This is a genomic window from Geodermatophilus obscurus, assembly GCF_900115395.1.
GTDB classification, from domain to species: Bacteria; Actinomycetota; Actinomycetes; order Mycobacteriales; family Geodermatophilaceae; genus Geodermatophilus; species Geodermatophilus obscurus_B.
The window spans coordinates 373,522-398,516 of sequence record NZ_FOWE01000004.1; the positions used below are offsets into that span (position 1 = coordinate 373,522).

The 24,995-nt window shown below is 76.8% G+C and carries 21 protein-coding genes; 12 read left to right on the forward strand and 9 right to left on the reverse strand.

The genetic code is table 11. From position 1 onward, the window contains the following. Positions 1-90: 90 nt before the first annotated feature. Together BM165_RS10375 and BM165_RS10380 are read left to right on the forward strand one after the other, a co-directional pair. On the forward strand, positions 91-1,302 hold the full coding sequence (locus BM165_RS10375; protein ID WP_075013420.1) for an acyltransferase family protein: 1,212 nt from the start codon (positions 91-93) through the stop codon (positions 1,300-1,302). 309 nt (positions 1,303-1,611) lie between these two features. Continuing rightward, positions 1,612-2,514 (forward strand): hypothetical protein, encoded by a 903-nt coding sequence (locus BM165_RS10380; RefSeq protein WP_083427228.1) that lies wholly within the window; start codon positions 1,612-1,614, stop codon positions 2,512-2,514. Between the two features lie 178 nt (positions 2,515-2,692). Here BM165_RS10380 and BM165_RS10385 read toward each other — a convergent pair whose 3' ends face one another. Next, entirely contained in the window at positions 2,693-3,151 is a 459-nt protein-coding gene (locus BM165_RS10385) for a gamma-glutamylcyclotransferase family protein (protein WP_075013421.1), read from the reverse strand. Positions 3,152-3,275: 124 nt separating this feature from the next. Here BM165_RS10385 and BM165_RS10390 point away from each other — a divergent pair, with 124 nt between their 5' ends. From BM165_RS10390 to BM165_RS10400, 3 genes are all read left to right on the forward strand, one after another. Beyond that, positions 3,276-4,682: an NAD(P)H-quinone dehydrogenase gene (locus BM165_RS10390; RefSeq protein ID WP_075013422.1), complete on the forward strand. Its 1,407-nt coding sequence runs from the start codon at positions 3,276-3,278 to the stop codon at positions 4,680-4,682. Positions 4,683-4,786: 104 nt separating this feature from the next. After that, positions 4,787-6,604, forward strand: a complete 1,818-nt coding sequence (locus tag BM165_RS26065; RefSeq protein WP_075013423.1) for a zinc metalloprotease — start codon at positions 4,787-4,789, stop codon at positions 6,602-6,604. Positions 6,605-6,690: 86 nt separating this feature from the next. Next, entirely contained in the window at positions 6,691-9,093 is a 2,403-nt protein-coding gene (locus tag BM165_RS10400) for a hypothetical protein (RefSeq protein WP_075013424.1), read from the forward strand. A 59-nt stretch (positions 9,094-9,152) separates the two neighbouring features. Here the strand turns inward: BM165_RS10400 and BM165_RS10405 are convergent, their stop codons facing one another. After that, positions 9,153-10,919 (reverse strand): acetyl/propionyl/methylcrotonyl-CoA carboxylase subunit alpha, encoded by a 1,767-nt coding sequence (locus tag BM165_RS10405; protein ID WP_075013425.1) that lies wholly within the window; start codon positions 10,917-10,919, stop codon positions 9,153-9,155. A gap of 137 nt (positions 10,920-11,056) precedes the next feature. On the opposite strand from BM165_RS10405, the gene BM165_RS10410 reads away from it, so the two are divergent. Further along, entirely contained in the window at positions 11,057-11,839 is a 783-nt protein-coding gene (locus tag BM165_RS10410) for an FkbM family methyltransferase (RefSeq protein ID WP_075013426.1), read from the forward strand. Positions 11,840-11,845: 6 nt separating this feature from the next. Here BM165_RS10410 and BM165_RS10415 read toward each other — a convergent pair whose 3' ends face one another. The 3 genes from BM165_RS10415 to BM165_RS10425 are packed head-to-tail and all read right to left on the reverse strand — an operon-like array spanning position 11,846 to position 14,378. Continuing rightward, positions 11,846-12,448, reverse strand: a complete 603-nt coding sequence (locus BM165_RS10415) for a Maf family protein (protein ID WP_208976707.1) — start codon at positions 12,446-12,448, stop codon at positions 11,846-11,848. Then, the gene (locus tag BM165_RS25650) at positions 12,445-12,756 is read right to left on the reverse strand and encodes an acyl-CoA carboxylase subunit epsilon (protein WP_075013428.1); all 312 of its coding nucleotides are present in this window, start codon (positions 12,754-12,756) and stop codon (positions 12,445-12,447) included. Before BM165_RS25650 ends, BM165_RS10415 begins: the two co-directional genes overlap by 4 nt. Further along, positions 12,753-14,378, reverse strand: coding sequence for an acyl-CoA carboxylase subunit beta (locus tag BM165_RS10425; protein WP_075013429.1), 1,626 nt, complete (start codon positions 14,376-14,378; stop codon positions 12,753-12,755). The genes BM165_RS25650 and BM165_RS10425 overlap by 4 nt, the downstream gene beginning before the upstream one ends. 19 nt (positions 14,379-14,397) lie before the next feature. Between BM165_RS10425 and BM165_RS10430 the strand changes: the two genes are divergently transcribed. The 4 genes from BM165_RS10430 (at position 14,398) to BM165_RS10445 (ending at position 20,084) form a co-directional block, all read left to right on the forward strand. Continuing rightward, positions 14,398-15,237 (forward strand): biotin--[acetyl-CoA-carboxylase] ligase, encoded by an 840-nt coding sequence (locus BM165_RS10430; RefSeq protein WP_075013430.1) that lies wholly within the window; start codon positions 14,398-14,400, stop codon positions 15,235-15,237. A gap of 32 nt (positions 15,238-15,269) precedes the next feature. Beyond that, the gene (locus BM165_RS10435; protein WP_075013431.1) at positions 15,270-15,902 is read left to right on the forward strand and encodes a PH domain-containing protein; all 633 of its coding nucleotides are present in this window, start codon (positions 15,270-15,272) and stop codon (positions 15,900-15,902) included. A 76-nt stretch (positions 15,903-15,978) separates the two neighbouring features. After that, positions 15,979-17,127: an exonuclease SbcCD subunit D gene (locus BM165_RS10440; protein WP_075013432.1), complete on the forward strand. Its 1,149-nt coding sequence runs from the start codon at positions 15,979-15,981 to the stop codon at positions 17,125-17,127. After that, positions 17,124-20,084: an AAA family ATPase gene (locus tag BM165_RS10445; RefSeq protein WP_075013433.1), complete on the forward strand. Its 2,961-nt coding sequence runs from the start codon at positions 17,124-17,126 to the stop codon at positions 20,082-20,084. Before BM165_RS10440 ends, BM165_RS10445 begins: the two co-directional genes overlap by 4 nt. A 36-nt stretch (positions 20,085-20,120) precedes the next feature. On the opposite strand, the gene BM165_RS10450 is transcribed toward BM165_RS10445, so the two are convergent. The 3 genes from BM165_RS10450 to BM165_RS10460 form a co-directional block, all read right to left on the reverse strand. Further along, the gene (locus BM165_RS10450; RefSeq protein WP_075013434.1) at positions 20,121-21,500 is read right to left on the reverse strand and encodes an acyltransferase family protein; all 1,380 of its coding nucleotides are present in this window, start codon (positions 21,498-21,500) and stop codon (positions 20,121-20,123) included. Between the two features lie 205 nt (positions 21,501-21,705). Next, entirely contained in the window at positions 21,706-22,416 is a 711-nt protein-coding gene (locus BM165_RS10455) for an SGNH/GDSL hydrolase family protein (RefSeq protein WP_177225162.1), read from the reverse strand. Further along, positions 22,413-22,871, reverse strand: coding sequence for a GtrA family protein (locus tag BM165_RS10460; protein ID WP_075013435.1), 459 nt, complete (start codon positions 22,869-22,871; stop codon positions 22,413-22,415). The genes BM165_RS10455 and BM165_RS10460 overlap by 4 nt, the downstream gene beginning before the upstream one ends. Positions 22,872-22,957: 86 nt before the next feature. On the opposite strand from BM165_RS10460, the gene BM165_RS10465 reads away from it, so the two are divergent. Continuing rightward, positions 22,958-24,163 carry a 5-(carboxyamino)imidazole ribonucleotide synthase gene (locus tag BM165_RS10465; RefSeq protein ID WP_075013436.1) on the forward strand — a complete coding sequence of 402 codons (1,206 nt, stop codon included), beginning with the start codon at positions 22,958-22,960 and terminating at the stop codon, positions 24,161-24,163. Beyond that, a complete protein-coding gene (gene purE / locus BM165_RS10470; RefSeq protein WP_075013437.1) occupies positions 24,164-24,724 on the forward strand; it encodes a 5-(carboxyamino)imidazole ribonucleotide mutase in 561 nt (186 codons plus the stop codon). It begins immediately after the preceding gene. Here purE and BM165_RS10475 read toward each other — a convergent pair. Beyond that, positions 24,703-24,909 carry a hypothetical protein gene (locus BM165_RS10475; protein ID WP_075013438.1) on the reverse strand — a complete coding sequence of 69 codons (207 nt, stop codon included), beginning with the start codon at positions 24,907-24,909 and terminating at the stop codon, positions 24,703-24,705. The two genes, purE and BM165_RS10475, sit on opposite strands and share 22 nt — an antisense overlap. Between the last annotated feature and the right edge of the window lie 86 nt (positions 24,910-24,995).

Here is a 24,995-nt window from a genome sequence, read left to right on the forward strand (position 1 = left end):
CACCCGTGGTGCCCCGGCCCACGTCCGCGCCGCCTCTACCGTCGGCCGCGGTCGACCGGGGACGGCTCCCGGCCGGGGACGGGGGACGCGGTGCACGACGAGGGACGGCTCCGGGACGCCGGCCGGCTGCGGGCGCTCGACGGGCTGCGCTTCGTCGCGGCCGCCGCGGTGGTGGCCTTCCACTTCACCGGGCGGGACAACCCCGGGTGGGGGGAGAGCGTCCGCGAGGTCTTCCCGACGCTGAGCCGGCTCACCGTCTACGGCGGGTTCGGCCCCTACCTGTTCTTCATGATCAGCGGCTTCGTCGTGCTCATGAGCGCCTGGGGCCGGCCGGTCCCGGCCTTCGTCGCCTCGCGGGTCGGGCGGCTCTACCCGGCCTACTGGGCGGCGGTCGTGCTCGTCGCCGCGGTGCTGTGGGTCGTGCCGGTCGTCCCGACGCTGTCGGAGATCGGTCTCCCCGGCGTCGTGCTCAACCTGACGATGCTCCAGCCGGCCTTCGGGGTGGGGCACGTCGACGGCGTCTTCTGGACGCTGTGGGTGGAGCTGAAGTTCTACGTCCTGCTCGCGCTGCTCGGTCTCGCCGGCTTCACCCGCGGCCGCGTGCTGGCGCTGTGCCTGGCGTGGCCGCTGCTCGGGGCGATGGGCGCCCAGGCCGGGAGCACGCTGGTCGTGGCGCTGCTCGAGCCCACGTACGCGCCGTTCTTCTGCATCGGCATCCTGCTGTTCCTGGTCCGCCGCGACGGGTGGAGCACGTCGGTGGGCCTGCTGCTCGGCGGCAACACCTGCGCGGCCCTGTGGGTCTGCCAGGCGCACTACATCCCGTGGTCGGTCGACGTCGCGGGCGTGGGCGTCTCCATGCGGGCGCTGACCGTGCTGCTGCTGGGCTGCATCGGCGTCCTGGTGCTGGTCACCCTGACCCCGGCGGCCCGGCTGGACCTGCGGTGGCTGACGACGGCCGGCGCGCTGACCTACCCGCTCTACCTCGTGCACGAGTACCCGGGCTGGGCGCTCATCCGGGAGCTGGCGCCCGTCCTGCCCGCGTACGTCGTCCTCGCCGTCGTCACCGCCGCGGTGGTCGCCGTCGCCTGGGGCCTGCACGTCCTCGTCGAGCGGCCGCTGGGTCCTCGGCTGCGACGCGCCGTCGAGCGGGACCTCACCCGGCTGGGAGCCGACCGGGCGTCCGGGAACGCCGCACCGGTCACCGCGCCGGCCCCCCGGCCGGCCGCCGCGCCGGTCCCGCGACACGCCTCGGCAGCCGGTCACGGCACCGCCCGGGTCGCGGAGCGCGTCCCCACGGCCTGACGCCGTCCCCGCCGGCCCCGGCGCCGGTGCCGCCGCCCCGCGCCCTTCCTGCCGCCGCCCTTCCTGCCGCCGCCCTCCTCGCCGTCGCCCTTCCTGCCGCCGCCCTTCCCGCCCCCGCCCTCCTCACCCTCGCCCCTCCTGCCGTCGCCCCTTTCTGGCGCGATCATGGAGAGCCGGGGGCGACACGCCGTCGGCATGCGGCGTGTCGCCACGGCAGCTCCATGATCACGGGGATCCACAGCCGGCCGCGCATCCCCAACCGGTCCGCGACGGCGTCCCGGCGCGTGTCCCGGCTGGAGGGTCCGCGCCGTGGACTTCGCGCTGTACCGGACGATCGCGCGCCAGGGTGGCGTTCTCACCCTCGAGCAGGCCCGTGAGCGGCTGACCGAGTGGGAGGTGCGGCGTCTGGTCGCCTCGGGACGCTGGCGGCGGACCCGCTGGCGCGGGGTGCTCGCCGACGCCGAGCTGCCGGACTCCCTCGCGGTGCAGGTGCGTGCCGCGGCGCTCGTCGTCGGCCCCGACCTGGTCGCCTCCTCCACCACCGCTGCGGCGCTGTGGGGCTTCGACGTCCTGGGCGACGGCGGCACGCTGCACTTCCTCGGCCCGGCGTCGGTGGCGAACCGGAGCCGGCCGGGCATCCGGGTCCACCCGTCCGTCCTCGGCACCGACGACGCGGTCCTCGTCGACGGCGTCTGGTGCACCCCACCGGCGCGGACCGCCTGCGACGTCGTCCGGTCGACGGCCCCGATCCACGGGCTGGCCACCCTGGACGCCGCGCTCGCGACCCGCGAGTGCACCCGCGCGGAGTTGGCCGCGGAGGCGGAGCGGCACCGCGGACTCCGCGAGGTCGTCCGGCTGAGGCTGCTGGTCCCGCACGCGAACGGCTTGGCCGAGTCGCCGATGGAGTCGCGGATGCGGTGGCGTCTCATCGACGGTGGGCTGCCGGCTCCCGACGTCCAGGTGCGGGTCCTCGGCGACGGGTGCAGCTGGTACCTCGACACCGGCTGGCGCGAGCAGCGGGTCGCGGCCGAGTACGACGGGCACGCGGCGCACATGACGCCGGAGCAGCTGCGCGACGACCGGCGCCGGCACAACGGGCTGAGCGAGCGGGGGTGGACCCTGCTGCACGTCACGGCTGTCGACGTGTACCGGCAGCACGAGCGGCTGGTCGCGACGGCGGCGCGGGCGCTGGGCCTGCACTCCCGGCGGTGATCATGGAGTCGCGGTGGCGACACGCCGGACGACGACGGCGTGTCGCCGCGTCAGCTCCGTGATCGCGGGGAGAGGGGCGCGGGGAGTGGGGCGCGGGGGAGTGCCAGCGCGGGGGAGTGCGAGCGCCGGGGAGTGCGGGGCGCGGCGGAGCGCCGGCGCGTCGCGGCGGAGCCTCGGCTCAGAAGGCGGAGCGGCAGTCGCGGGCGCGCAGCTCGGCGAGGTAGTCGGCCGGGGCGCCGGCGGCCTCCGCGGCGTCGGCGATCGAGCCCAGGTGCCGCGCCGAGGGCAGCCCGCCCTCGAAGGCGTCCAGCGCGTAGACGTAGGCGACGACGTCGCCGCCGAGGGTGTGCACGCGCAGGTTGAGCTTGCGGTACAGGCCGCGGTCGGCGCCCTCCCAGGCGTCGAGCTCGCGCTCGTCGGCCGGGGTGAGGTCGTAGAGGGCGACGAAGACGCCGGGCGCCTCGCGGTCCTCGGCCGGCACGAGCGTCGCCAGCGCGCCCTCCCAGCCGTACTCCTCGGCGCCGAAGGTGAGCCGCCAGCCGCGGATCCAGCCGGTGCCCACGTGCGGGGAGGACGGGCAGCGGCGCAGCATCTGCTCGGGGTCCATGTTGGACCCGTACGCGGCGTAGAGACCCATCGCCGCCCGAGCCTACGGCCGGTGTGTCCCGCGCGACCCGTGAGTCTGCCGACACCGCGTGCCCCGCCTGGGACGATGGGGGCGCACCCGTTCCGCCTCCCCGCACGAAGACGCAGGAGACCCCATGACCCGCATCGTCATCATCGGCGGCGGCCCGGCCGGCTACGAGGCCGCGCTGGTGGCCGCCTCGCTCGGGGCGCAGGTCACCGTGGTCGAACGCGACGGCCTCGGCGGGGCCAGCGTGCTCACCGACTGCGTGCCGTCGAAGACCCTCATCGCCGCCGCCGGCACGATGACCTCGGTCCGCGACTCCTCCGTCCTCGGCCTGCGCGGCACCGACCTCGCCACGGTGGGTCTGGACCTCGCCACCGTGAACGCCCGCGTCAAGGGGCTGGCCATGGCGCAGTCGGCCGACGTCCACGCCCGGCTCGAGGCCGAGGGCGTCCGCGTCCTCGCCGGGCAGGCCCGTCTCGCCGACACCGCCCGCGGCCTGGTCGAGCACCGGGTCGAGGTCCTCGACCGCGACGGCGCCGCCCGGGAGACGCTCGAGTGCGACGTCGTCCTCATCGCCACCGGCGCCGACCCCCGCGTGCTGCCCGGCAGTGAGCCCGACGGCGAGCGCATCCTCGACTGGCGCCAGATCTACGACCTCGAGGAGCTGCCCGAGCACCTCGTCGTCGTCGGCTCCGGCGTGACCGGCGCGGAGTTCGCGTCGGGCTACCTCGAGGCCGGGGTGCCGGTCACCCTCGTCTCCTCCCGCGACCAGGTGCTGCCCGGCGAGGACGCCGACGCCGCCGACGTCATCGCCGACGTCTTCCGGGCCCGCGGCGGCCAGATCGCCGAGCGCGGCCGGGCCGCCAGCGTCACCCGCACCGAGAAGGGCGTGCTCGTCGAGCTCACCGACGGCCGCACCGTCGAGGGCTCGCACGCGCTGATGACCGTCGGCACCGTGCCCAACACCGCCGGGCTGAACCTGGAGGCGTGCGGCGTCGAGCTGCGCGAGTCCGGCCACGTCGTCGTCGACCGGGTCTCGCGCACCAACGTGCCCGGGATCTACGCCGCCGGTGACGTCACCGGCGTCTTCCAGCTGGCCAGCGTCGCGGCGATGCAGGGCCGCATCGCGATGTGGCACGCCCTCGGCGAGGCCGTGCAGCCGATCCGCCTCAAGACCGTCTCGGCCAACGTGTTCACCCACCCCGAGATCGCGACCGTCGGCGTGCAGGAGAAGACCCTGCCCGAGGGCCACGACCTCGACGTCGTCCGGCTGCCGCTGGCCACCAACGCCCGCGCCAAGATGAGCGACCTGCACACCGGGTTCGTGAAGCTCTTCGCCCGCAAGGCCACCGGCGTCGTCGTCGGCGGCGTGGTGGTGGCGCCCGGCGCCAGCGAGCTGATCCTGCCGATCGCGCTCGCGGTGACCAAGGGCCTCACCGTCAGCGACCTCGCGCAGACCTTCGCCATCTACCCGTCGCTCTCGGGCTCGATCACCGAGGCCGGCCGGAGGCTGATGGGGGCCGACGCGCTGGCGTGACCCGCGGGGCCGCCGGTGCTCCCGGGACGGGGCGGCCGGGACGGCTGTGACGGGCGGGGACCGGATGGTGCGCACGGGACTCCCGGCCGCCGATGCCGGGAGGGATGCACGCCTCCCGAGTCCTGACGCGGTCCCTGGCCACCGCCGGCGCCGTCCTCGCGCTGAGCGCCGGCCCCTGGGCCGTCGCCGCGCAGGCCGACGACGGGAGCGCCCGGACGACCACGGTGGTCGGGGAGCTGGTGCGGGCCTGGCCCGAGACGCCGCTCGAGGGCCGGCACGCGGGGGAGACCCACGAGGAGCCGCTGACCTTCGTCGAGGCGGCCGACGGGTCCTCGGTCCGGGTGCCGTCCGGCGCGGTCGAGGGCATCGACGTCGGCAGCACCGTCGAGGTGACGCTCGGCGGCACCGAGGACGACGAGGCCGCCGGCGACGGCTACGAGCCGGCGCACGAGGTGCTCGACGCGCAGGTGGTGCGGGCCGCGCGGCCGGCGGCAACCGTGCCGGCCGGGTCGGTCACCAACCCGGTCACCGTCGTGATGGTCGCCCCGCGGGGCGGGACGCCGGACGGCACCGCCCTGGCCGACGTCGTGGCCACGGTCAACGACGACGTCGCCGACTTCTGGTCGGAGCAGACCGGCGGCGCGGTGACGGTGGGGGTCACCGCCGCGCACGACTGGCTGACCACGACCGCCGGCTGCGCCGACCCCACCGCGCTGTGGGACGAGGCGGCCGCCCGCGTCGGCTTCCGCGCCGGACCGGGACGCCACCTGCTGCTCTACGTCACCGGCCGGCCCCGCGACCTGCCCGGCTGCTCCTACGCGCTGGCCCAGGTGGGCACGGGGACGGCGTCGGGCGGTCGGCTCTACGTCCGCGACGACCTCGCCTCGCTCGTCGCCCACGAGCTCGGCCACAACCTCGGCCTCGGCCACTCCAGCGGCCTGCAGTGCGACGGCACGGTGGAGGCCCCGACCGGCAGCACCGAGTGCCGCACCGCCGCCTACCGCGACTACTACGACGTCATGGGCGTCTCCTGGGACCGCGCGGGCGCCCTCACCGCCGCGCAGGCCGCCCGGCTCGGGGTGCTGCCCGCCGCGGCCGTGCGGACCGCCGGCCCCGCCACGACGACGGCGACCCTCGCCCCGCTCGGCACCGGAACCGGCACCCGCGTGCTGCGGATGACCGACGCCGCCGGCACCGACTACTGGCTCGAGTACCGCACCGCCGTCGGCCGGGACGCCTGGCTGGCCGACGACAACCGCTACCGCCTCGACAGCGGCGTGCTGCTGCACCGCTCCGGCGCGATGCCCGACACCTCGCTGCTGCTCGACGGCAGCCCCTCGACCGCCGCCGGCTGGGAGACCGACCTGCAGACGGCGCTGCGCCCCGGCGTGCCGGTGGTCGTCGCCGGCGGCGAGCTGACGGTGACCGTCGACGCGGTCACACCCGCCGGCGCCACGGTGACCGTCGTCCGCGCCGCCGCGGCCCCGGCCCCGGCCCCCGTCCCCGCGCCGACCGTCCCGGCACCGGGCGTGCTGTCCGGCGGCGGGACCCCGGCCGGCGCGGCGGCCCCGGCGTCCCCCGAGCAGGCGCCGCCCGCGGCCGACACCGCGGCCCCGGCCGCCGTCGTCCCCCGGTCCGTCGCCGCCGAGGGCGGCGCGGCTCAGCCCGTCGCCCCCGGGACCGGCGCTCCCGAGGCCGGCGCTCCCGAGGGCGGCGCGGCTCAGCCCGTCGCGCCCGAGGCCGTCGCACCCGCCGCGGACGCGGCCGCCACCGCCGACCCCGTGGTGCCGGTGGAGGCCGCCGCCGCGCGGCCGGCCGGTGGCTCCTGGGCCACCCCCGCCCTGGCCGCGGGGGGCCTGCTGGGCGCCGGCGGCGCGGTGCTGGTGGGCCGGCGGCTGCCGTCGCTGCGCCGGCGTCCCTGACCAGTCGGGGTGAGCGTGCCGCGGCGGCCTCAAGGCGGCGCGGGCGGCTGCCGATGCAGCGACGTCCGCACCTGACTGGAGTCCCCGTGCCCCACGTGTCCCGACGCCGGCGCTCGCTGCTGCCCGCCGTCGCCGTCGTCGCCACCGTCGCCGCCACCATCGTCCTCGTGCCCTCGACCGCGGGGGCGGAGGAGGAGCTGCCCGCCGGCACCACGGTGACCGGGGAGCTCGTCCAGCTGGTGACCGAGCACGCCGACCCGGAGGACGCCCCGGAGCACGCCGAGGAGCTGGTCAGCTTCATCGACACCGGCGAGGGCGAGAGCGTCCGCGTCGACACCGAGGACGTCGCCGAGGTCCCGCCCGGCGCCACCGTGGAGGTGGTCCTCGGCGGGGAGGTGCGCGACCCCGCCGGCGACGGGCTCGAGCCCGCCCGCGAGGTGCTCGCCGCCGAGGTGACCGAGCAGCCGGCCACGGCGCCGGCCACCACGGGCGTCACCAACCAGGTCACCGCCGTCCTCGTCGCCACCCCCACCCTGCGGCCGGACGGGACGACGGCGCAGCAGCTCGTCGACCACGTCAACGGCCCCGTCGCCGACTTCTGGAGCAGCCAGAGCGACGGCGCGGTCCGGGTGCGGGCCACCGCCGGGCGGACGGGCTGGGTGGAGACCTCCCGCTCCTGCAGCGACCCGGTGGGCATGTGGTCCGACGTCGCGGCCGAGGTCGGCTTCACCCGCGGCCCCGGCCGCCACCTGCTGCTCTACGTCCCCGGCTACCCGACCGGGATGCCCGAGTGCTCCTACGGCCTGGCCGAGCTCGGTGCCGCGCCGGGCGCCGGCGGCTACCTCTACGTCCGCGAGGTCGACACCTCGGTGCTCGCCCACGAGCTGGGCCACAACCTCGGGCTCGGGCACTCCTCGCTGCGCCAGTGCGACCGCGCGGTGGACGGCGGCACCTGCGCCGTCGTCCCGTACGAGGACTACTACGACGTCATGGGCGCCTCCTGGGGCCAGGTCGGCTCGCTCAACGTCGCCCAGGCCGCGCGGATCGGCCTGCTGGCCCCCGGCGCCCAGCGGACGGTGTCCACCACGACGCCGACCGCCACCCACACCCTCGCCCCCGTCTCCGGCCGCACCGGCACCCGCGCGCTGCGGCTCGCCGACCCCTCCGGGGCGGTGACCTGGCTCGAGTACCGCCCCGCCGCCGGCCGCGACGCCTGGCTCGGGAGCGACGGCGACAACTGGCTCGGCCTGCAGCCGGGGGTGCTGCTGCGTCGCGCGGGCACCGGCCTCGACGACACCTCGCTCCTGCTCGACGCCACCCCCTCGGCGCAGGCGGACTGGCTGCAGGACCTGCAGACGGCGCTGCCGGTCGGGCAGCCGGTGAGGGTGGGCCCGTTCACCCTGACCGTGCAGGCGCTCGCGGCGGGGTCGGCGACCGTCCGGGTCACCACCCCGACCCCGGCGCCTCCGTCGACGCCGAGCCCGAACGGCGGGCGCGTCATGTCGGCCGGGCAGGTGCTGACCGCCGGTCAGGCGCTCCGCTCGGCGAACGGCCGCTACCGGCTGGACGTGCAGGCCGACGGCGACCTCGTCGTCCGCGCCCCCGACCGCCGGGTGCTGTGGGCCACCGGCAGCCGCGGCACCGCCGCCCGCCTGACCCTGCGCAGCGACGGCGAGCTCGTCCTCTCCTCCGGCAGCCGCTCGCTGTGGCAGTCCCGGACGGCCGGCCGGGGCGCGGTGCGCCTGGAGCTGCGCGACGACGGCGACCTGCGACTGGTCCGCACCGACGGCTCGGTGGTCTGGTCGACCGGGCGGGACACCCCCGACCGGCTGCGCCCGGGCATGTCCCTGACCGGTGGTCAGGCGCTGGTCTCCGGGGACGGCAGGTACCGGGCCGCGTTCCAGGCCGACGGCAACCTCGTCGTGTACGGCCCGGGCGGGCGCGTGATCTGGGCCAGCGGCTCCTCCGTCGGCAACGGCCGGTTCACCCTGCAGACCGACGGCAACCTCGTCGTGTCCCGCCGCGACGGGCGCCCGGTGTGGGACTCGCGGACCTGGGGCGTGGCGCCCGCCAAGCTCGTGATGCGCAACGACGGCGACCTCGTGCTCTACCGCACCGACGGCCGGCGCGCGTGGTCGACCGGGCGGGACACCCCCGACCGGCTGCGGGCGCCGCAGTTCCTCTCCGCCGACCAGGCGATCGTGTCGCCCAACGGCCGCTACCGCGCGACCACCCAGAGCGACGGCAACCTCGTGGTCTACGCCGGCTCGCGCGCCGTCTGGGCCAGCCACCGCTACGGGTCGGGCGTCCGGCTGCACATGCAGCCCGACGGCAACCTCGTCAGCTACGCCGCGGACGGCCGCGCCATCTGGTCGACCGGCACCTGGCGGTCCCCGGGCGCGGTGGCCGTCCTCCGCGACGACGGCCGGCTGACGCTGCTGGCCAACGGCCGGACCGTGTGGAGCAGCCCGGCCGACCCGCGCCGCTGACACCGCGCCGCTGACACCGCGCCGGCGCGGGCACCGGACCGGCGCCCGCGCCGGCGTCGTCAGTCCGTGGCCGCGTCGGCGATGGTGCAGAGGACCGCGCCGCTGGTGACGGTGGCGCCGACCTCGGCCGACAGGCCGGTCACGGTGCCCGCCCGGTGCGCGGTGATCGGCTGCTCCATCTTCATCGCCTCGAGGACGACGACCAGGTCGCCCTCGGCGACGGTGTCCCCGTCGGCGACGGCGACCTTCACGATCGTGCCCTGCATCGGTGAGGTGAGGGAGTTCCCCGACGCGCCGGAGCCGCCGTGACCGGACCCCCGCTTGCGCGGCCGCGCCGCGGCACCCGCCGGCGCAGGACCGCCGCCGGCCGCCAGGCCCGCGGGCAGCGACACCTCCAGCCGCCGGCCGCCGACCTCGACGACGACGGTCTGCCGCTCCTCGGGGGCGTCGCCCTCCACGGGAGCCGCCGAGTACGGCGGGACCTGGTTGTCCCACTCGGTCTCGATCCAGCGGGTGTGCACCGTGAACGGCTCGCTGGTGAACGCCTCGTCGCGGACCACCGCGCGGTGGAACGGGATGACGGTCGGCATGCCCTCGACGACGAGCTCGTCGAGCGCGCGCCGGGCCCGCTGCAGCGCCTCCTCGCGGCTGGCGCCGGTGACGATCAGCTTGGCCAGCATCGAGTCGAACGCGCCCGCCACCTCGCCGCCGGTCTCCACGCCGGAGTCCCAGCGCACGCCCGGCCCCTGCGGGATCTCCAGCCGGGTGACCGGGCCGGGGGCGGGCATGAAGTTCCGCCCGGCGTCCTCGGCGTTGATCCGGAACTCGATGCTGTGCCCACGCGGGATGGGGTCCTCGGTGACGTCGAGCGGCAGGCCCTCGGCGATGCGGAACTGCTGGCGGACCAGGTCCAGGCCGCTGGTCTCCTCGCTGACCGGGTGCTCGACCTGCAGCCGGGTGTTCACCTCGAGGAAGGAGATCGAGCCGTCGGCGCCGACGAGGTACTCGACGGTGCCGGCGCCGTGGTAGCCGGCCTCGCGGCAGATCGCCCTGGCCGACTCGTGGATGCGCGCCCGCTGCTCGTCGGTCAGGAACGGCGCCGGGGCCTCCTCGACCAGCTTCTGGTTGCGCCGCTGCAGGGAGCAGTCGCGGGTGCCGACGACGACCACGTTGCCGTGGGTGTCGGCCAGCACCTGCGCCTCGACGTGCCGCGGCTTGTCCAGGAACCGCTCGACGAAGCACTCGCCGCGGCCGAAGGCGGCGACCGCCTCGCGGACGGCGGAGTCGAACAACTCCGGGATCTCCTCCTCGGTGCGGGCCACCTTCAGCCCGCGCCCGCCGCCGCCGAACGCGGCCTTGATGGCCACCGGCAGGCCGTGCTCGCGAGTGAAGGCGAGCACCTCGTCGGCGCCGCCGACCGGGTCCTTGGTGCCGGGGACCAGCGGCGCGCCGGCCTTGGTGGCGATGTGCCGGGCGGCGACCTTGTCGCCGAGGTCGACGATCGCCTGCGGGGAGGGGCCGATCCAGGTCAGCCCGGCGTCGAGGACGGCCCGGGCGAAGTCGGCGTTCTCGGACAGGAAGCCGTAGCCGGGGTGGATCGCGTCGGCGCCGGACCGCTTCGCGGCGTCGATGATCTTGTCGATGACGAGGTAGGAGTCGCCGGGCGTCGTCCCCCCGAGGGCGAACGCCTCGTCGGCGGTGCGCACGTGGAGGGCGTCGCGGTCGGGCTCGGCGTAGACCGCCACGCTGGTCAGCCCCGCGTCCCGGCAGGCACGGGCGACGCGGACCGCGATCTCGCCGCGGTTGGCGATCAGGACCTTCTGCACCGGCGCACTCCCTCGTTCGTCGACCGCCCGGACTGTAGCCAGTGGGACGCCGCCGTCCCGCGCCGACCTCGGCGTCCGCCGGAGGGGAGGACACCGCGGGGGAGACCGTGTGACGGCTGTCTCGATAGCCTGCGCAGATGCTGGCCGCACACCGTCTCCTGCTCACACGGATGCCGACCCTCTACTTCCACCTGCGCAACCTCGGCCGCAAGGTCACCGGGACACGGCGCCGCCAGCGTCGTCTGTTCGCCGAGCTCGTGCGCCGCGGCGACCTCGTCCTGGACGTGGGCGCCAACATCGGGGAGTTCACCGGCGCCTTCCGCGACCTGGGCGCCCGCGTGGTCGCCGTCGAGCCGCAGCCCCGCCTCACCGCCCACCTGCGCACCCGCTTCCGCACCGACCCGCTGGTGACCGTGGTGGCCACCGCCGTGTCCGACCGCGAGGGCGAGGCGACGCTGTACACCACCTCCGCCGACGCGCTGGCCACCCTCGAGGCGACCCGGGCCAACGGCGGGGCCACGGGCGCCGGCGCCGAGCTGGAGTGGAAGGACACCATCACCGTCCCGCTGCGGACGCTCGACGCCATCGTGGCCGAGCACGGGGTCCCCGCGCTGGTGAAGATCGACGTCGAGGGGCACGAGCCCGGTGTCGTGAAGGGCCTGACGGCGGCGCGGCCCTCGGTCTTCTTCGAGGTGAACCAGCCCGGCGCGGCGACGGTCATCGACACGCTGGCCGGGCGCGGTTACACCGACTTCTACGTGCGCGAGGGGGAGCAGCCCGACTGGGTCAGCCGGGAGCCGATGACGGCGGCACGGGTGGCCGAGTACCTGGCCGGCTCCACGGGCGACCACGACTGCCTCGCCCTGGCACCCGACGCGACGGCGGACCGCCGCCCGGCGCCGGCGCGGGCCGGGAGCTGATCCGCGCTACCGGCGCCAGAGGTCGGTGACGGCCAGGCCCCGCCGGCCCAGCTGCTCGCGCAGCGCGGCCAGCGACAGGCCGACCACCGACGCCGGGTCCCCCTCGACGCGGCGCACGAACGGCGCGCCGAGCCCGTCGAGGGTGAACGCGCCCGCGACCGCGAGCGGCTCCCCGGTGGCCAGGTAGGCGTCGATCTCCTCCGGCGTCGGGCTGGCGAAGTGCACCACGGTCGAGGTGACGACGACGTCGCGGGACACGACCGCCCCGCCGCGGACGTCGAGGAGCGCCTGACCGGTGTGCAGCACGCCCGAGCGGCCGGCCATCCGCCGCCACCGCTGGCGGGCGTCGGCGGCGTCGGCCGGCTTGCCCATCGCCTGGCCGCGGAACTCCAGCAGCGAGTCGGCACCGACGACGAGCGCGTCGTCCTCCCGTCCGGCGACGACGGCGGCCTTGGCCGCGGCCAGCAGCGCCACCTGCTCGCCCACGCGCGGGGCGGTGACGGTGGACTCGTCGAGGTCGCTCACCACCACCTCGGGTGCGAGACCCGCCTGGCGCAGCAGGGCGAGGCGGGCCGGTGACGCCGAGGCGAGCACCAGCCGGCGGCTCACCCGAACCGCCCCGCGGCGCGCCAGCCACCCGGCCCGGGGCGCAGCCCCGGCCGGTGCGCGTCGCCGGGGGACGCCCAGGCGCCGACCGGGACCGGCCGCTGCCGCGGCCGCCCCTGCCGGGAGAGCGCGGCGACGACGACGGTCAGGGCAGCGAGCTCCTCGGCGCTCGGCTCCCCCCGGACGACCCGCAGCAGAGCGCGGTCCGAGGAGTGGGGGCCGGAGGCCTCCGCGACGAGGGCCGGGGTGGGCTCCGCGCGGGTCGGGGACGGCTCGTGGCCGCGGTGCGGCCCGGAGGGTCGCGATGTCACAGCGGGATGTTCCCGTGCTTCTTCGGCGGCAGCGTCTGGCGCTTGTTGGCGAGCAGGCGCAGCGCCTTGGTGATCTCGATGCGCGTCTCGGACGGCCGGATCACCTGGTCGACGTAGCCGCGGTCGGCAGCGACGTAGGGGGACAGCAGCGCGTCCTCGTACTCGGTGATCAGCTCGGCGCGGCGCGCGTCGGGGTCGGCGGCGTCGGCGAGCTCGCGGCGGTAGAGGATGTTGACCGCGCCCTGCGCGCCCATGACGGCCACCTGCGCGGTCGGCCAGGCCAGGTTGAGGTCGGCGCCGAGGTGCTTGGAGCCCATGACGTCGTAGGCGCCGCCATAGGCCTTGCGGGTGATGACGGTGACCTTCGGGACGGTGGCCTCGGCGTAGGCGTAGATCAGCTTCGCCCCGCGGCGGATGATCCCCTCCCACTCCTGCGACGTCCCGGGGAGGAAGCCGGGGACGTCGACGAAGGTGAGCACCGGGATGTTGAACGCGTCGCAGGTGCGCACGAACCGGGCGGCCTTCTCGCTGGCGTCGATGTCGAGGGTGCCGGCGAATTGGGTGGGCTGGTTGGCCACGACGCCGACCGGCCGGCCCTCGACCCGGCCGAAGCCGACGAGGATGTTCGGGGCGAACAGCGCCTGCACCTCGAGGAACTCGCCGTCGTCGAGGACGTGCTCGATGACGGTGTGCATGTCGTAGGGCGTGTTCGGCGAGTCCGGGACGACCGTGTCGAGCTCGCGGTCCTCGTCGGTGACGCCGTCCGGCGTGGCGTCGACCGGGGGGACCTCCACGACCGGGAGCGGGTCGAGGTTGTTGCTCGGCAGGTGCGACAGCAGCGCCTTGACGTAGTCGAGGGCGTCGGCCTCGTCCTCGGCCAGGTAGTGGGCCACGCCGGACTTCGTGTTGTGCGTGCGGGCGCCGCCGAGCTCCTCGAGGGTGACGTCCTCGCCGGTCACCGTCTTCACCACGTCGGGACCGGTGATGAACATCTGCGACGTCTGGTCGACCATCACGACGAAGTCGGTGAGCGCGGGGGAGTAGACGTGCCCACCCGCCGCGGCGCCCATGACCAGCGAGATCTGCGGGATGACGCCGGAGGCGTGCACGTTGCGGCGGAAGATCTCGCCGTAGAGGCCGAGGGAGACCACGCCCTCCTGGATGCGCGCGCCACCGCCCTCGTTGATGCCGATGACCGGGCAGCCGTTGCGCACCGCCAGGTCGAGGACCTTCACGATCTTCTCCCCGTACACCTCGCCGAGGCTGCCGCCGAAGACCGTGACGTCCTGGGAGAAGACGCAGACCGGGCGGCCGTCGACCGTGCCGTACCCGGTGACGACGCCGTCGCCGAACGGCCGCCGGGACTCCATGCCGAACGTGGTCGAGCGGTGGCGGGCGAACTCGTCGAGCTCGGTGAACGAGCCGGGGTCCAGCAGCGCCTCGATGCGCTCGCGGGCGGTCATCTTGCCCGCCGCGTGCTGCTTCTCGACGGCCCGCTGGGAGCCGGCGTGCACGGCCTCCTCGATGCGCCGCTCGAAGTCCGCCAGCTTGCCGGCGGTCGTGTGGATGTCGACGTCGCCGGGGACGGACTCCCCGGCACTCTCCAGCTCTGCCGCACTCACGGGGCCGTAGCGTAGGGGAGTGCCCGACGCGCCCTCCGCCCGCTGGTCGGAGCTGGACCGCCCCCCGCTGGACGCCGCGGCGCTGCAGGCCGCCCTCGTCCGCGACAGCCGGCTGTGGCGCTCGGTGGAGGTGGCCGAGGAGGTCGGCTCGACCAACGCCGACCTCGCCGCGCGCGCGGCCGACGACGCCCCGGAGGGGACGGTGCTGGTCGCCGAGCACCAGGCCGCCGGGCGCGGCCGGCTCGACCGCACCTGGACCTCCCCGCCGCGTGCCGGGCTGACGGTCTCCGTGCTCCTGCGGCCCGACGTCCCCGCCGCCCGCCGGGGCTGGCTGCCGCTGCTCACCGGGGTGGCGCTGGCCGAGGCCGTCGGCGAGGTCTCCGGCGTCCGCACCTCGCTGAAGTGGCCCAACGACCTGCTGGCCGTCGACGGCGCCAAGCTCGCCGGGATCCTCGCCGAGGCGAGCGGCGGGGCGGTGGTGGTCGGCACCGGGCTCAACGTCTCCACCCGCCGCGAGGAGCTGCCGCCCACCGCGACGTCGCTGTCGCTGGTCACCGGCGGGGCGGTGGACCGCGCGCCGGTGCTGCTCGCCTACCTGCGCGGCCTGGAACGCCGCTACCTCGCCTGGACCGCCGCGCTCGGCGACCCGGTCGCCAGCGGCCTGGCCCGCGACTACCTGGCCTGGTCCTCGACGGTGGGCACCGAGGTCGCCGTCACGCTGCCGGACGGGTCGGCGCTCACCGGCACGGCCACCTCCGTCGACTGGGACGGCCGGCTGGTGGTGCAGACCGGCGCCGGCACCGTCGAGCTGGCCAGCGGCGACGTGCAGCACGTGCGGACACGCCCGGCCGGAGCCTGAGGAACGGGCCGCCGCTCGGTCATCCTGGCGGCGTGGCCTACCCCGACAAGCTGCTCGCCGACGACGAGGAGGTCGTCGCGCACCTGCACCCGCACTGGACGACGCTGTTCTGGCCGGTGGTGCGCTTCCTCGTCGTCGTGGGCGCCGCCTCCTACCTGGCCGCACTGGTCCCGGCCGGCCGGCAGCAGGGCGTGCTCCGGATGGCGCTGCTGGCCATCGCGCTGCTCGTGCTCGTGATCGCCGTGCTGCGCCCGGTGCTGCGCTGGCGCACCACGCACGTCGTCCTGACCACCTCCCGGGTGCTCGTCCGCGCGGGCGTGCTGACCTGGCGCGGCCGCGACGTGGCGCTGTCCCGGATCACCGACGTCTCCTGCCGGCAGACGCTGCGGGAGCGGATCGTGCGCTCCGGGACGGTCACGGTCGAGTCCGCCGGGGACGGCGGCCCGCTGGTGCTGTGCCGCGTGCCCGACCCCGACGGCGTGCAGGCGCTGCTCGCCCAGCTGATCGAGGACGACGGCGGACGCGCGCACGACGTCGTCCCGGCCGGGTGGGCGGGAGAGGCCGTCGCCGACGACGCGCAGGCGTCCGGCGAGTGGCCCGGTGAGTGGTCCGACGGGTGGGACGGCGCCCGGACCGGAGCCCACGGCACCAGCCCCCTGCACTGAGCCGGGCGGGGTGTGACCGATCGGTCACGGCGAGCCTGGCCGGTTCTGTCGGTACCGCGACCTACCTTCCGCACCCATGCGACTGCTGCACACCTCCGACTGGCACATCGGGCGGTCGCTGCACGGTGCCGAGCTGCTCGGCGAGCAGGAGGCGGTGCTCTCCGGCCTTGCCGACGTCGTCGCCGCCGAGCGGGTCGACGCCGTCGTGGTGGCCGGGGACGTCTACGACCGCGCGGTGCCCTCGGCCGACGCGACCGCGGTGCTCGACCGGGTACTCACCCGGCTGCGCGCGGCCGGTGCCACGGTGGTGCTCACGCCGGGCAACCACGACTCCGCGCGCCGGCTGAACTTCGCCGCCGGCCTGCTCGCCGCCTCCGGCGTGCACGTGCGCGCCACGGTCGCCGGCCTCGACGAGCCGGTGCTGCTGTCCGACGCGCACGGCGACGTCGCGGTGTACGGCCTGCCGTACCTGGAGCCGGAGCTGGCGCGGCACGAGCTGGGCCTCCCGGCCGCCCGGAGCCACGAGGCGGTGCTGCGGGCCGCGATGGACCGGGTGCGCGGCGACCTGTTCCTGCGCCCCGGCACGCGGTCGGTGGTGCTCGCGCACGCGTTCGTCGGCGGCGGGCTGGCCAGCGACAGCGAGCGCGACATCTGCGTCGGCGGGGTCGACCTGGTGCCGGCGTCGGTGTTCGACGGCGTCGACTACGTGGCGCTCGGTCACCTGCACCGGCCGCAGTCGCTGTCGGACCGGCTGCGCTACAGCGGCTCGCCGCTGCCCTACTCCTTCGGCGAGGCCGGCCAGGACAAGCAGGTGTGGCTGGTCGACCTCGACGCCGGGGGTCTGGCCGGTGTCGACGCCGTGCCGCTGCCGCTGCCGCGGGCGCTGACGGTCCTCAGCGGCACCCTCGACGAGCTGCTGGACGACCCGGCGCACACGGGCGCGGAGGAGGCGTTCGTGTCCGCCCGGCTCACCGACGCCGTCCGCCCGGCCGACCCGATGCGCCGGCTGCGCACCCGGTTCCGGCACTGCGTGCACCTGGAGTGGTCCGGCGGCGGCGGCAGCGACGGCCGCAGCTACCAGGAGCGGCTGCGCGGCCGCGGCGACCTCGACGTCGCGGGCGAGTTCGTCAGCCACGTCCGCGGCGGGGTGGGCGCCACCGCCGCCGAGCGGGACCTGCTGGCCCGGGCGCTGGGTGCGGCGGCCCGCGAGGAGCTGGCCCGGTGAGGCTGCACTCCCTCACGCTCACCGCCTTCGGGCCCTTCGCCGGCACCGAGGGCGTCGACGTCGACGACGTCGCCCGCGACGGGCTGTTCCTGCTGTGGGGGCCGACCGGCGCGGGCAAGACCACGCTGCTCGACGCGGTCGTCTTCGCGCTCTACGGCGTCGTGCCCGGCGCCCGTGGGGAGGCGCGGCGGCTGCGCAGCGACCACGCCGACGCCGCCACGCGCACCGAGGTGTGCTGCGAGCTCACGCTGGCCGGCGAGCGGCTGCTCGTGGTGCGCCGGCCGGAGCAGACCCGGCCCAAGAAGCGCGGCACCGGCGAGACCACCGAGCAGGCGCGGCTCACCGTCCAGCGCTGGACCGGCGGTACCTGGGAGCCGGTGAGCACCCGCATCGACGAGGGGTCGGAGTACCTGCGGGTGCGGCTGGGCCTGTCGGCCGAGCAGTTCTGCCAGGTCGTCCTGCTGCCGCAGGGCGACTTCGCCCGCTTCCTGCGCGCCGAGCCCGAGGACCGCGGGAAGCTGCTGCGCACCCTGTTCGACGTCGACCGGTTCGCCCGCGCCGAGGACTGGCTGGCCGCCGAGCGGCGCGCCGCCGAGGAGGCCCTGCGGGGCGAGCGGCACCGGGTCAGCACGCTGCTGCACCGGGTCGCCCAGATCGCCGACGTCGAGGTGCCCGAGGAGCTGGCCCCCGAGCTGGTGGGCGCCCGACCCGGCGCCTCGACGGGCGCCTGGGTGCGGCAGGTGCGGGCAGTGGCCGCGGAGCGGCTCACCGCCGCGGAGGCCGCGGCCGCCGCGGCCGCCGCCGACAGCACCCGGGTCGACGAGGAGCTGGCCGCCGCCCGGGCGCTGGCCGACCGGCACACCCGCCGGGACCGCGCCCGCGCCCGGCTCGAGGAGCTCACCGTCCGTGAGCCGGCACTGGCGCCGCTGCGCGCCCGCGCCGACGCCGGCCGCCGCGCGGAGGTGCTGCGCGACGTGCTGGAGGCCGGCGGCCGCGCCGCGCTGGCCGCCGAGCGCGCCGGAGCCCGGCACGCGGAGGCCGCGGCCGCCTGGGCCGCCGTGGGCGCGGGCCGCGACGCCGACCCGGCGACGGCCCGCGGGCTGCGCGACGCGGCGGCGCACGCCCGCGCGCTGCTGCCCGAGGCCCGGCGGTCCCGGGAGCTCGCCGTCGACGCCACCCGGCTGGCCCGCGAGGTGCAGCGGCTGACCGCCGCCTGCGCCGACGGGGCGCGCGCCGTCGAGGAGGAGCCGGCGCGGGTCGCCGCGGCGCAGGCCCGGCTCGACGCCGCGCAGGCCGCGGCGGCCCGGCTGTCCGGCCTGGCCGCCGCCGAGGAGGCCGCCCGCACCGCCCTGGACGCCGCCACCCGCGCCGACGCGCTCGCCGGCCGGCTCGACCGGGCCCGCGCCGCCGCCGATGCCGCCCGGCTCGCCTGGCTGGAGACGCGGGAGCGGCTGGTCGAGCTGCGCACCGCGCGGCTGGACGGCATGGCCGCCGAGCTCGCCGCCGGGCTCACCGACGGCGCCGACTGCCCGGTGTGCGGCTCTCCCGAGCACCCGCGCCCGGCGCTGCCCGCGGGCGCGCGCGTCACCGCCGACGACGAGGACCGCGTCCGGGCGGCCGTCGACGCCGCCGACGAGCGGCGCACGGCGGCGGGGGCGGGGGTCGAGGGGCTGGAGCGCGAGCTGGCCGTGCTGCGCGCCCGGGCGGGCGAGGAGCGGCCGGACGCGCTGGCCGCCCGCGCCGCCGCCGCCCGTGCCGAGCTCGCCCGGGTGGCCGGGCTCGCCGGCGGCGTGGAGGCCGCGCGGCGCGCGCTCGCCGCGGCCGAGCAGCGGCGCGACGCGGCCGCCGCCGCCCTGGCCGCCGACCGCGAGGCGCTGCAGCGGCGCACTGCCGAGCAGGCGGCGGCCGAGCAGGCCGCCACCGAGGCCGCCGCGCGCGTCGACACCGCCCGCGGCGAGGACCCCGACCTGCCGGCCCGGATCGCCCGGCTGACCACGGAGGCCGAGCACTGCGAGGAGGCCGCCGCCGCGGCGGCCGAGGAGGTGCGCGCCCGCGAGGCGGTCGCCGCCGCCCGCGCCGCCGCCGAGGACCGCGCGGCCGTGGCCGGCTTCGCCGACGTCCTCGACGCCTCGGCCGCCCTGCTGCCCGCCGGCGAGCTCGCCACCCTCGACCGGAGGCTGCGCGAGCACGACGAGGCCCGGTCGGTGCTGGCCGCCACGCTCGCCGACCCCGACCTCGCCGACCTGGGGGAGCGGCCTGACGTCGCGGCGCTGCAGCAGCGCTGCGCCGAGGTGACCGCCCGCCGCGAGGACGCCGTCACCGCGCTCGACCAGGCCCGGCGCTGTGCGGGGGCGCTCGACGCGCTGGCCGGGGAGGTCGTGGCCGCGGAGGTCGAGCTGGGCGAGCGCCGGGCCCGGGCCGACCAGGTCGCGGGGCTCGCCGACCTCGTCGGCGGCCGCGGGGCCAACACGCTGCGGATGCGGCTGCAGTCCTTCGTCCTGGCCGCGCGCCTGGAGCAGGTGGCCGAGGTGGCCAGCCGGCGGCTGCAGGAGATGTCGCGCGGGCGCTACACGTTCCTGCACAGCGACGCCCTGGGCCGCCACGGCGCCCGCGGCGGCCTGGGCCTCGACGTCCTCGACGAGTACACCGGCGCCCAGCGGCCGACCAAGACGCTCTCGGGTGGGGAGAGCTTCATGGCATCCCTGGCGCTGGCCCTCGGGCTCGCCGACGTCGTCACCGCGGAGGCCGGCGGCGTGCAGGTGGACACCCTGTTCGTCGACGAGGGCTTCGGCACCCTCGACGCCCAGGCGCTCGACGCGGTCATGACCGTGCTCGACGAGCTGCGCCGCGGCGGGCGGACCGTCGGTGTGATCAGCCACCTCGAGGAGCTGCGCACCCGCATCCCCACCCGGCTGGAGGTCGTCGCCGGGCGGTCGGGGTCCCGCCTGGCCGGCTGACCGGCGCGCCGGCCGGTCAGGACGGGGCCGGCCCGGTCAGTTCTGCTGCTGGCCGGTCAGCAGCGCGCCCCGCGGCTCGGGCCGCTCCTCGGGGAGCGCCACGGTCGAGGGACCGAGCAGCCCGGACCCGTCCCGGTCCGCCCGCGGGGTCGGCCGGCGTTCCGTGTGCCGAGCGGTGTCGACGGGGTGCCGGACGGCGGACGGGCGGTCGTCGGCGGCGGAGCGCACGTCGGTGGGGACGGGGATGCCGGGGGTCCGGCGGTCCGCGGCGCGGCCCCGGCCGGCGCGGTGTGCGCCGTCGCGCCCGTCGTCGGAGGCGCGGCCGCCCTCGGACTGGCTGAGCATGCGGAGGGTCGCCTTCCGCAGCCGCGGCCCAAACGGCTTCTCGACGAGGTGGTGGAGCAGCGTCGCGGCGGCGAAGGCGACCACGGTGGCCAGCGCCACGGCACCCCAGGGCCCCACCCGGTCGCGGACCAGGTGGATGACCCACCAGCCGAGGTTCTCGTGGACCAGGTAGACGGGGTAGGTGAGCGCACCCGCGACGGTCATCCAGCCGGCGCTGCGGGAGGCCACCCGCGTCAGGGTCACCAGGGCGACCAGCCCGAAGCAGGCGACGCAGATGGCGGCGATCACGGTGGTGGACGGGACCCACGGGGTCTCGGCGCTCAGGATGCCGGGGTAGACGCCGGTGGTGAAGTTCACCGCGATGGTCACCTGCAGCCCGACGAGCAGCCAGGTACCGAGGTCGTGGCCGTCGCGGTGGATCAGGTAGAGCAGCATGCCGCCGGCGAAGAACGGGGCGTAGTCGGGCATGAGGAGCGTCGACACCAGGCCGGCACCGTTGGCCGAGGCCAGCGCCCCGACGACCGGCCACAGGGCGCAGACGGCCAGCACCCGGTTGCGCGTGATGCCGAGGTGCATGAACACGGCGATGAGCAGGTAGAAGCGTGCCTCGTACCAGAGCGTCCAGTAGGGGCCGTCGACGTCCGGCACACCGAAGGCGCCCTGCACCATCGTGAAGTTGAGCAGGGCGCCGGCCTTGCTGATCTCGTGACCGAGGAAGGCCGGGTTCTCCGGCCAGATGAACAGGACGAGCACGAGGCTGAGGGCGACGGCCACCCAGTACGCCGGGAACAGCCGGCCGACCCGCGAGGCGACGAAGCCCCGGACGTCCCGGCCCCAGGCGCTCATCAGGAGGACGAAGCCGCTGATGACGAAGAACAGCGGGACGCCCATCCGGCCGTAGCTCGCCCACTGGCCCACGCCGGCCAGCTCCTCGGGCGCGGCGCCGTCCCACCCGGGGCTGTGCCGCGCCGTGTAGTGGAACGCCACGACGGCGACCGCCGCGAACAGGCGCAGGACGTCGAGCATGCCCAGGCGCCGTTCGGTGCGGGCAGAGGTCACGGTCGTGCGCACTCGGCTGGTCTCCCCTCGGTGCCGCGGTCCGGTCGCCCCGTCAGGAGCTGGTCACCGGGTCCACCCGCGGTCGGACGCGCAGGCAGGAGCAAGGTAACGATCCGGGAACTCGGCTGGAGTCCGACACCCTCGGCCGGACCGCTCCGTCACGGCCCCGCCGGCCCAGGTGTCACAACCGCACCGCCCGGCCGGACAGTCCCGCCCGTCACCGGGGAGAGCGGCCGTCCAGCGCCCGGAGCGCCGCGACCAGCTCTCGGGCGAGGTGGGCGTGGCCCTCGTCACCGGGGTGCAGGTCGTCGTCGGTCAGCCGCGAGGCGACGTCCCAGCCGTCCTGCACGGGGCTGACGTACCACGCGCCCGCCCCGGCGGCGGCCCGGTCCAGGGCCCGGTCCACCCGCCGCACCGAGTCGTCGGGCAGGGAGGGCACCAGGGGCGGCCCGAACAGCACCACGGGCGTCCCGGGGAACCGATCGGCCAGCGCGGCCAGGACCTCGGTGGCCGCGTCGCGCTCGGTCGCCGCGTCCGGGTCGGCGAAGGCGTCGTTGAGACCGCCCTGGAGCACCACCAGCGCCGGCGGCTCGACGTCGAGGTCGGCCAGCTGCTCGAGGTAGTCCCGCCCGACCCCGCCCTCGGCGACGAAGCCCGTGCCCGGACCGGCGGTGACGTCGGCCACCCAGCCGAACGCCGCCGCCGTCCGCGCCGGGAAGGCCTCGTCGTCCGACGTCGCGCCGTAGCCGGCCGTGTAGGAGTCGCCGAAGAACAGGACCCGCTCGCCCGTGCCCGGCAGCGCGAGAGCGGCGGGGGCCGCGGGCCCAGTGCCGTCCGCGGCAGAGGAGCAGCCCGCGGCCAGCCCGACGGCGAGCAGCACGGGCAGGACCCGCCGTCGCACGCCCGGCCGGTGCCGCGGTGGGCTCACGCCGTCTCCAGGGGAGCCCGGGGGAACACCCACCGCCGGTAGGAGGCGAACCGGACCAGCGTGCCCAGCCCGATGGACACGACGTTGGTCGCCTGCAGGACCAGGACGCTCTCCTGGCCGAGGAGATGGCGCACCAGTGCGACCAGGGTCAGCCCGAGCGTCACGGTGACCACGTTGACCGCGACGAAGACCGGGTACTCGCGCCGCACCCCCGGCCGCGACCGGGAGGCGAACGACCAGTGGCGGTGGGCCACGTAGGCCGCCGTGGTGGACACGGCCGCCGACGCCAGCCGGGAGGCCACCGCGCCGACGCCGAGGTGCGCGTAGAGCAGCTGGAAGACGGCGAGGTCGAGCACCAGGCAGGCGCCGCCCATGACGCCGAAGGCGGAGGCCTCCCGCAGCAGGGTCCGCCAGGCGGTCCCGGCGCGACGACCGGGGACCGAGGGGGACGGCACGGGTCCCGACTGTACGGATCCCCACCGGCCCGCCCGCCGGACGACGCGCGCGCCGGCAGCGGCCCGCTCGCTACCGTGGCCGCACCATGCCTGCCCCGACCGACCCCCGGACCGGCCTGCCCGTCGTCGCCATGGTGGGAGGAGGGCAGCTCGCCCGCATGACCCACCAGGCGGCGATCGCCCTCGGCCAGTCGCTGCGCGTGCTGGCCACCGACCCCGCCGAGTCCGCGGCGCTCGTGGCCGCCGACGTCCGGCTGGGCGACCACCGTGACCTCGACGCGCTGCGCGCCGTGGCCGACGGCGCTACCGTGCTCACCTTCGACCACGAGCACGTGCCGTCCGAGCACCTGCGCACGCTGACCGTCGAGGGCGTGCGCGTCGCTCCCGGCCCCGACGCGCTGCTGCACGCCCAGGACAAGCTCGTCCTGCGCCACGCGCTCGACGCCGCCGGGGAGCCGCAGCCGGCCTGGGCCGAGGTGCACACGGTGCACGAGGCGACCGTCTTCGCCGAGGAGGTCGGGTGGCCGGTCGTCGTCAAGGCCCCGCGCGGGGGCTACGACGGCAGGGGGGTGTTCGTCGTCTCCGGTCCCGACCAGGTGGCCGAGCTGCTCGAGCGGCACCGGGTCCTGCTGGTGGAGGAGCGGGTCCCGCTGGTGCGCGAGCTGGCGGTGCTGGTGGCCCGCTCGCCCTTCGGGCAGGTCGCGGTGTGGCCGGTCGTGGAGACGGTGCAGCGCGACGGGATCAACACCGAGGTGCTCGCCCCCGCGCCGGACCTGGACGAGGAGACGGCGCTCGCCGCGCAGGAGCTCGCGGTGCGCGTGGCCGACCGGGTCGGCGTCGTCGGCGTCATGGCCGTCGAGCTGTTCGGGACCGCCGACGGCGTGCTCGTCAACGAGCTGGCGATGCGGCCGCACAACTCGGGTCACTGGACCATCGAGGGCGCGCGCACGAGCCAGTTCGAGCAGCACCTGCGCGCCGTCCTCGACTACCCGCTGGGCTCGACGGCGATGACCGCCCCCGCCGTCGTCACGGCCAACGTGCTCGGCGGGGCGGCGTCGGCGGAGGACTGGGCCGGCCCCGGCGTCGACGAGCGGGTGCACCACCTCATGGCGCACTGGCCCGACGTCAAGCTGCACTGGTACGGAAAGGGCCAGCGTCCCGGCCGCAAGCTCGGCCACGTCACGGCGCTGGGGGAGGACCTCGCCGAGGTGCGCGCCCGGGCCGTGGCGGCGGCGCGCTACCTCGCCGACGGCGAGGTCGACCCCGCGTTCGCCTTCCCCGAGGAGCACTGAGTGACCCAGCCCCTGGTCGGGATCGTCATGGGCAGCGACTCCGACTGGCCCACCATGGAGCCGGCGGCGCAGGCGCTGGCGGAGTTCGGCGTCCCGTACGAGGTGCACGTGCTCTCCGCGCACCGCACGCCGCAGCGGATGCTCGACTACGCGACGGCGGCGGCCGGGCGCGGCCTGCGGGTCGTCGTCGCCGGGGCCGGGGGAGCGGCGCACCTGCCGGGCATGATCGCGGCGGCCACGCCGCTGCCGGTCATCGGCGTCCCGCGGCCGCTGGACCGCCTCGACGGGCTGGACAGCCTGCTGTCGATCGTGCAGATGCCGGCCGGGGTGCCGGTGGCCACGGTGTCCATCGGCGGCGGCCGCAACGCCGGGCTGCTCGCGGTGCGGATCCTGGCATCGTCCGACGGCGACACCGGCCGGGCGCTGCGGGCCGCCGTCGAGCGGTTCCAGGGCGACCTCGCCGACTCGGTGGTCGCCCGGGACACCGCGCTGCGAGCGCGGCTGGCCGCGGACGCCCCGTCGGCCGACCGGGGTGCGGGTCAGGCCCCCGGGACCGCGTAGCGCACCCGGAGCGCGCCGCCCGGCCACGTCTCGGCCTCCTGGAGCGCTAGGCGCACGCCGGGCCCGGCGGGATCCAGGAGCGCCGCGTCGTGCCGGTCCGAGGGGCAGTCGGTGACGGCGTCGACGACGTCCGACTCCCCGTCCGGGCCGGCGACCGTGCCGTCGGCGGAGATCCACTGCCGCACCAGGACGCGTGTCCCGCCGCCTCGCCCGCTCGTCCCGGGGGTGGTCCGCGGACTCCCGGTGCAGACCGGCCGGGCCTCTTCGGTCC

Bases quoted from the DNA above. Each gene is read 5' to 3' on its own strand.
- BM165_RS10465 (WP_075013436.1), top strand. From the start codon at position 22,958: ATGCCTGCCCCGACCGACCCCCGGACCGGCCTGCCCGTCGTCGCCATG.
- BM165_RS10390 (WP_075013422.1), top strand. From the start codon at position 3,276: ATGACCCGCATCGTCATCATCGGCGGCGGCCCGGCCGGCTACGAGGCC.
- BM165_RS10385 (WP_075013421.1), bottom strand. From the start codon at position 3,151: ATGGGTCTCTACGCCGCGTACGGGTCCAACATGGACCCCGAGCAGATG.
- BM165_RS10410 (WP_075013426.1), top strand. From the start codon at position 11,057: ATGCTGGCCGCACACCGTCTCCTGCTCACACGGATGCCGACCCTCTAC.
- BM165_RS26065 (WP_075013423.1), top strand. From the start codon at position 4,787: ATGCACGCCTCCCGAGTCCTGACGCGGTCCCTGGCCACCGCCGGCGCC.
- BM165_RS10440 (WP_075013432.1), top strand. From the start codon at position 15,979: ATGCGACTGCTGCACACCTCCGACTGGCACATCGGGCGGTCGCTGCAC.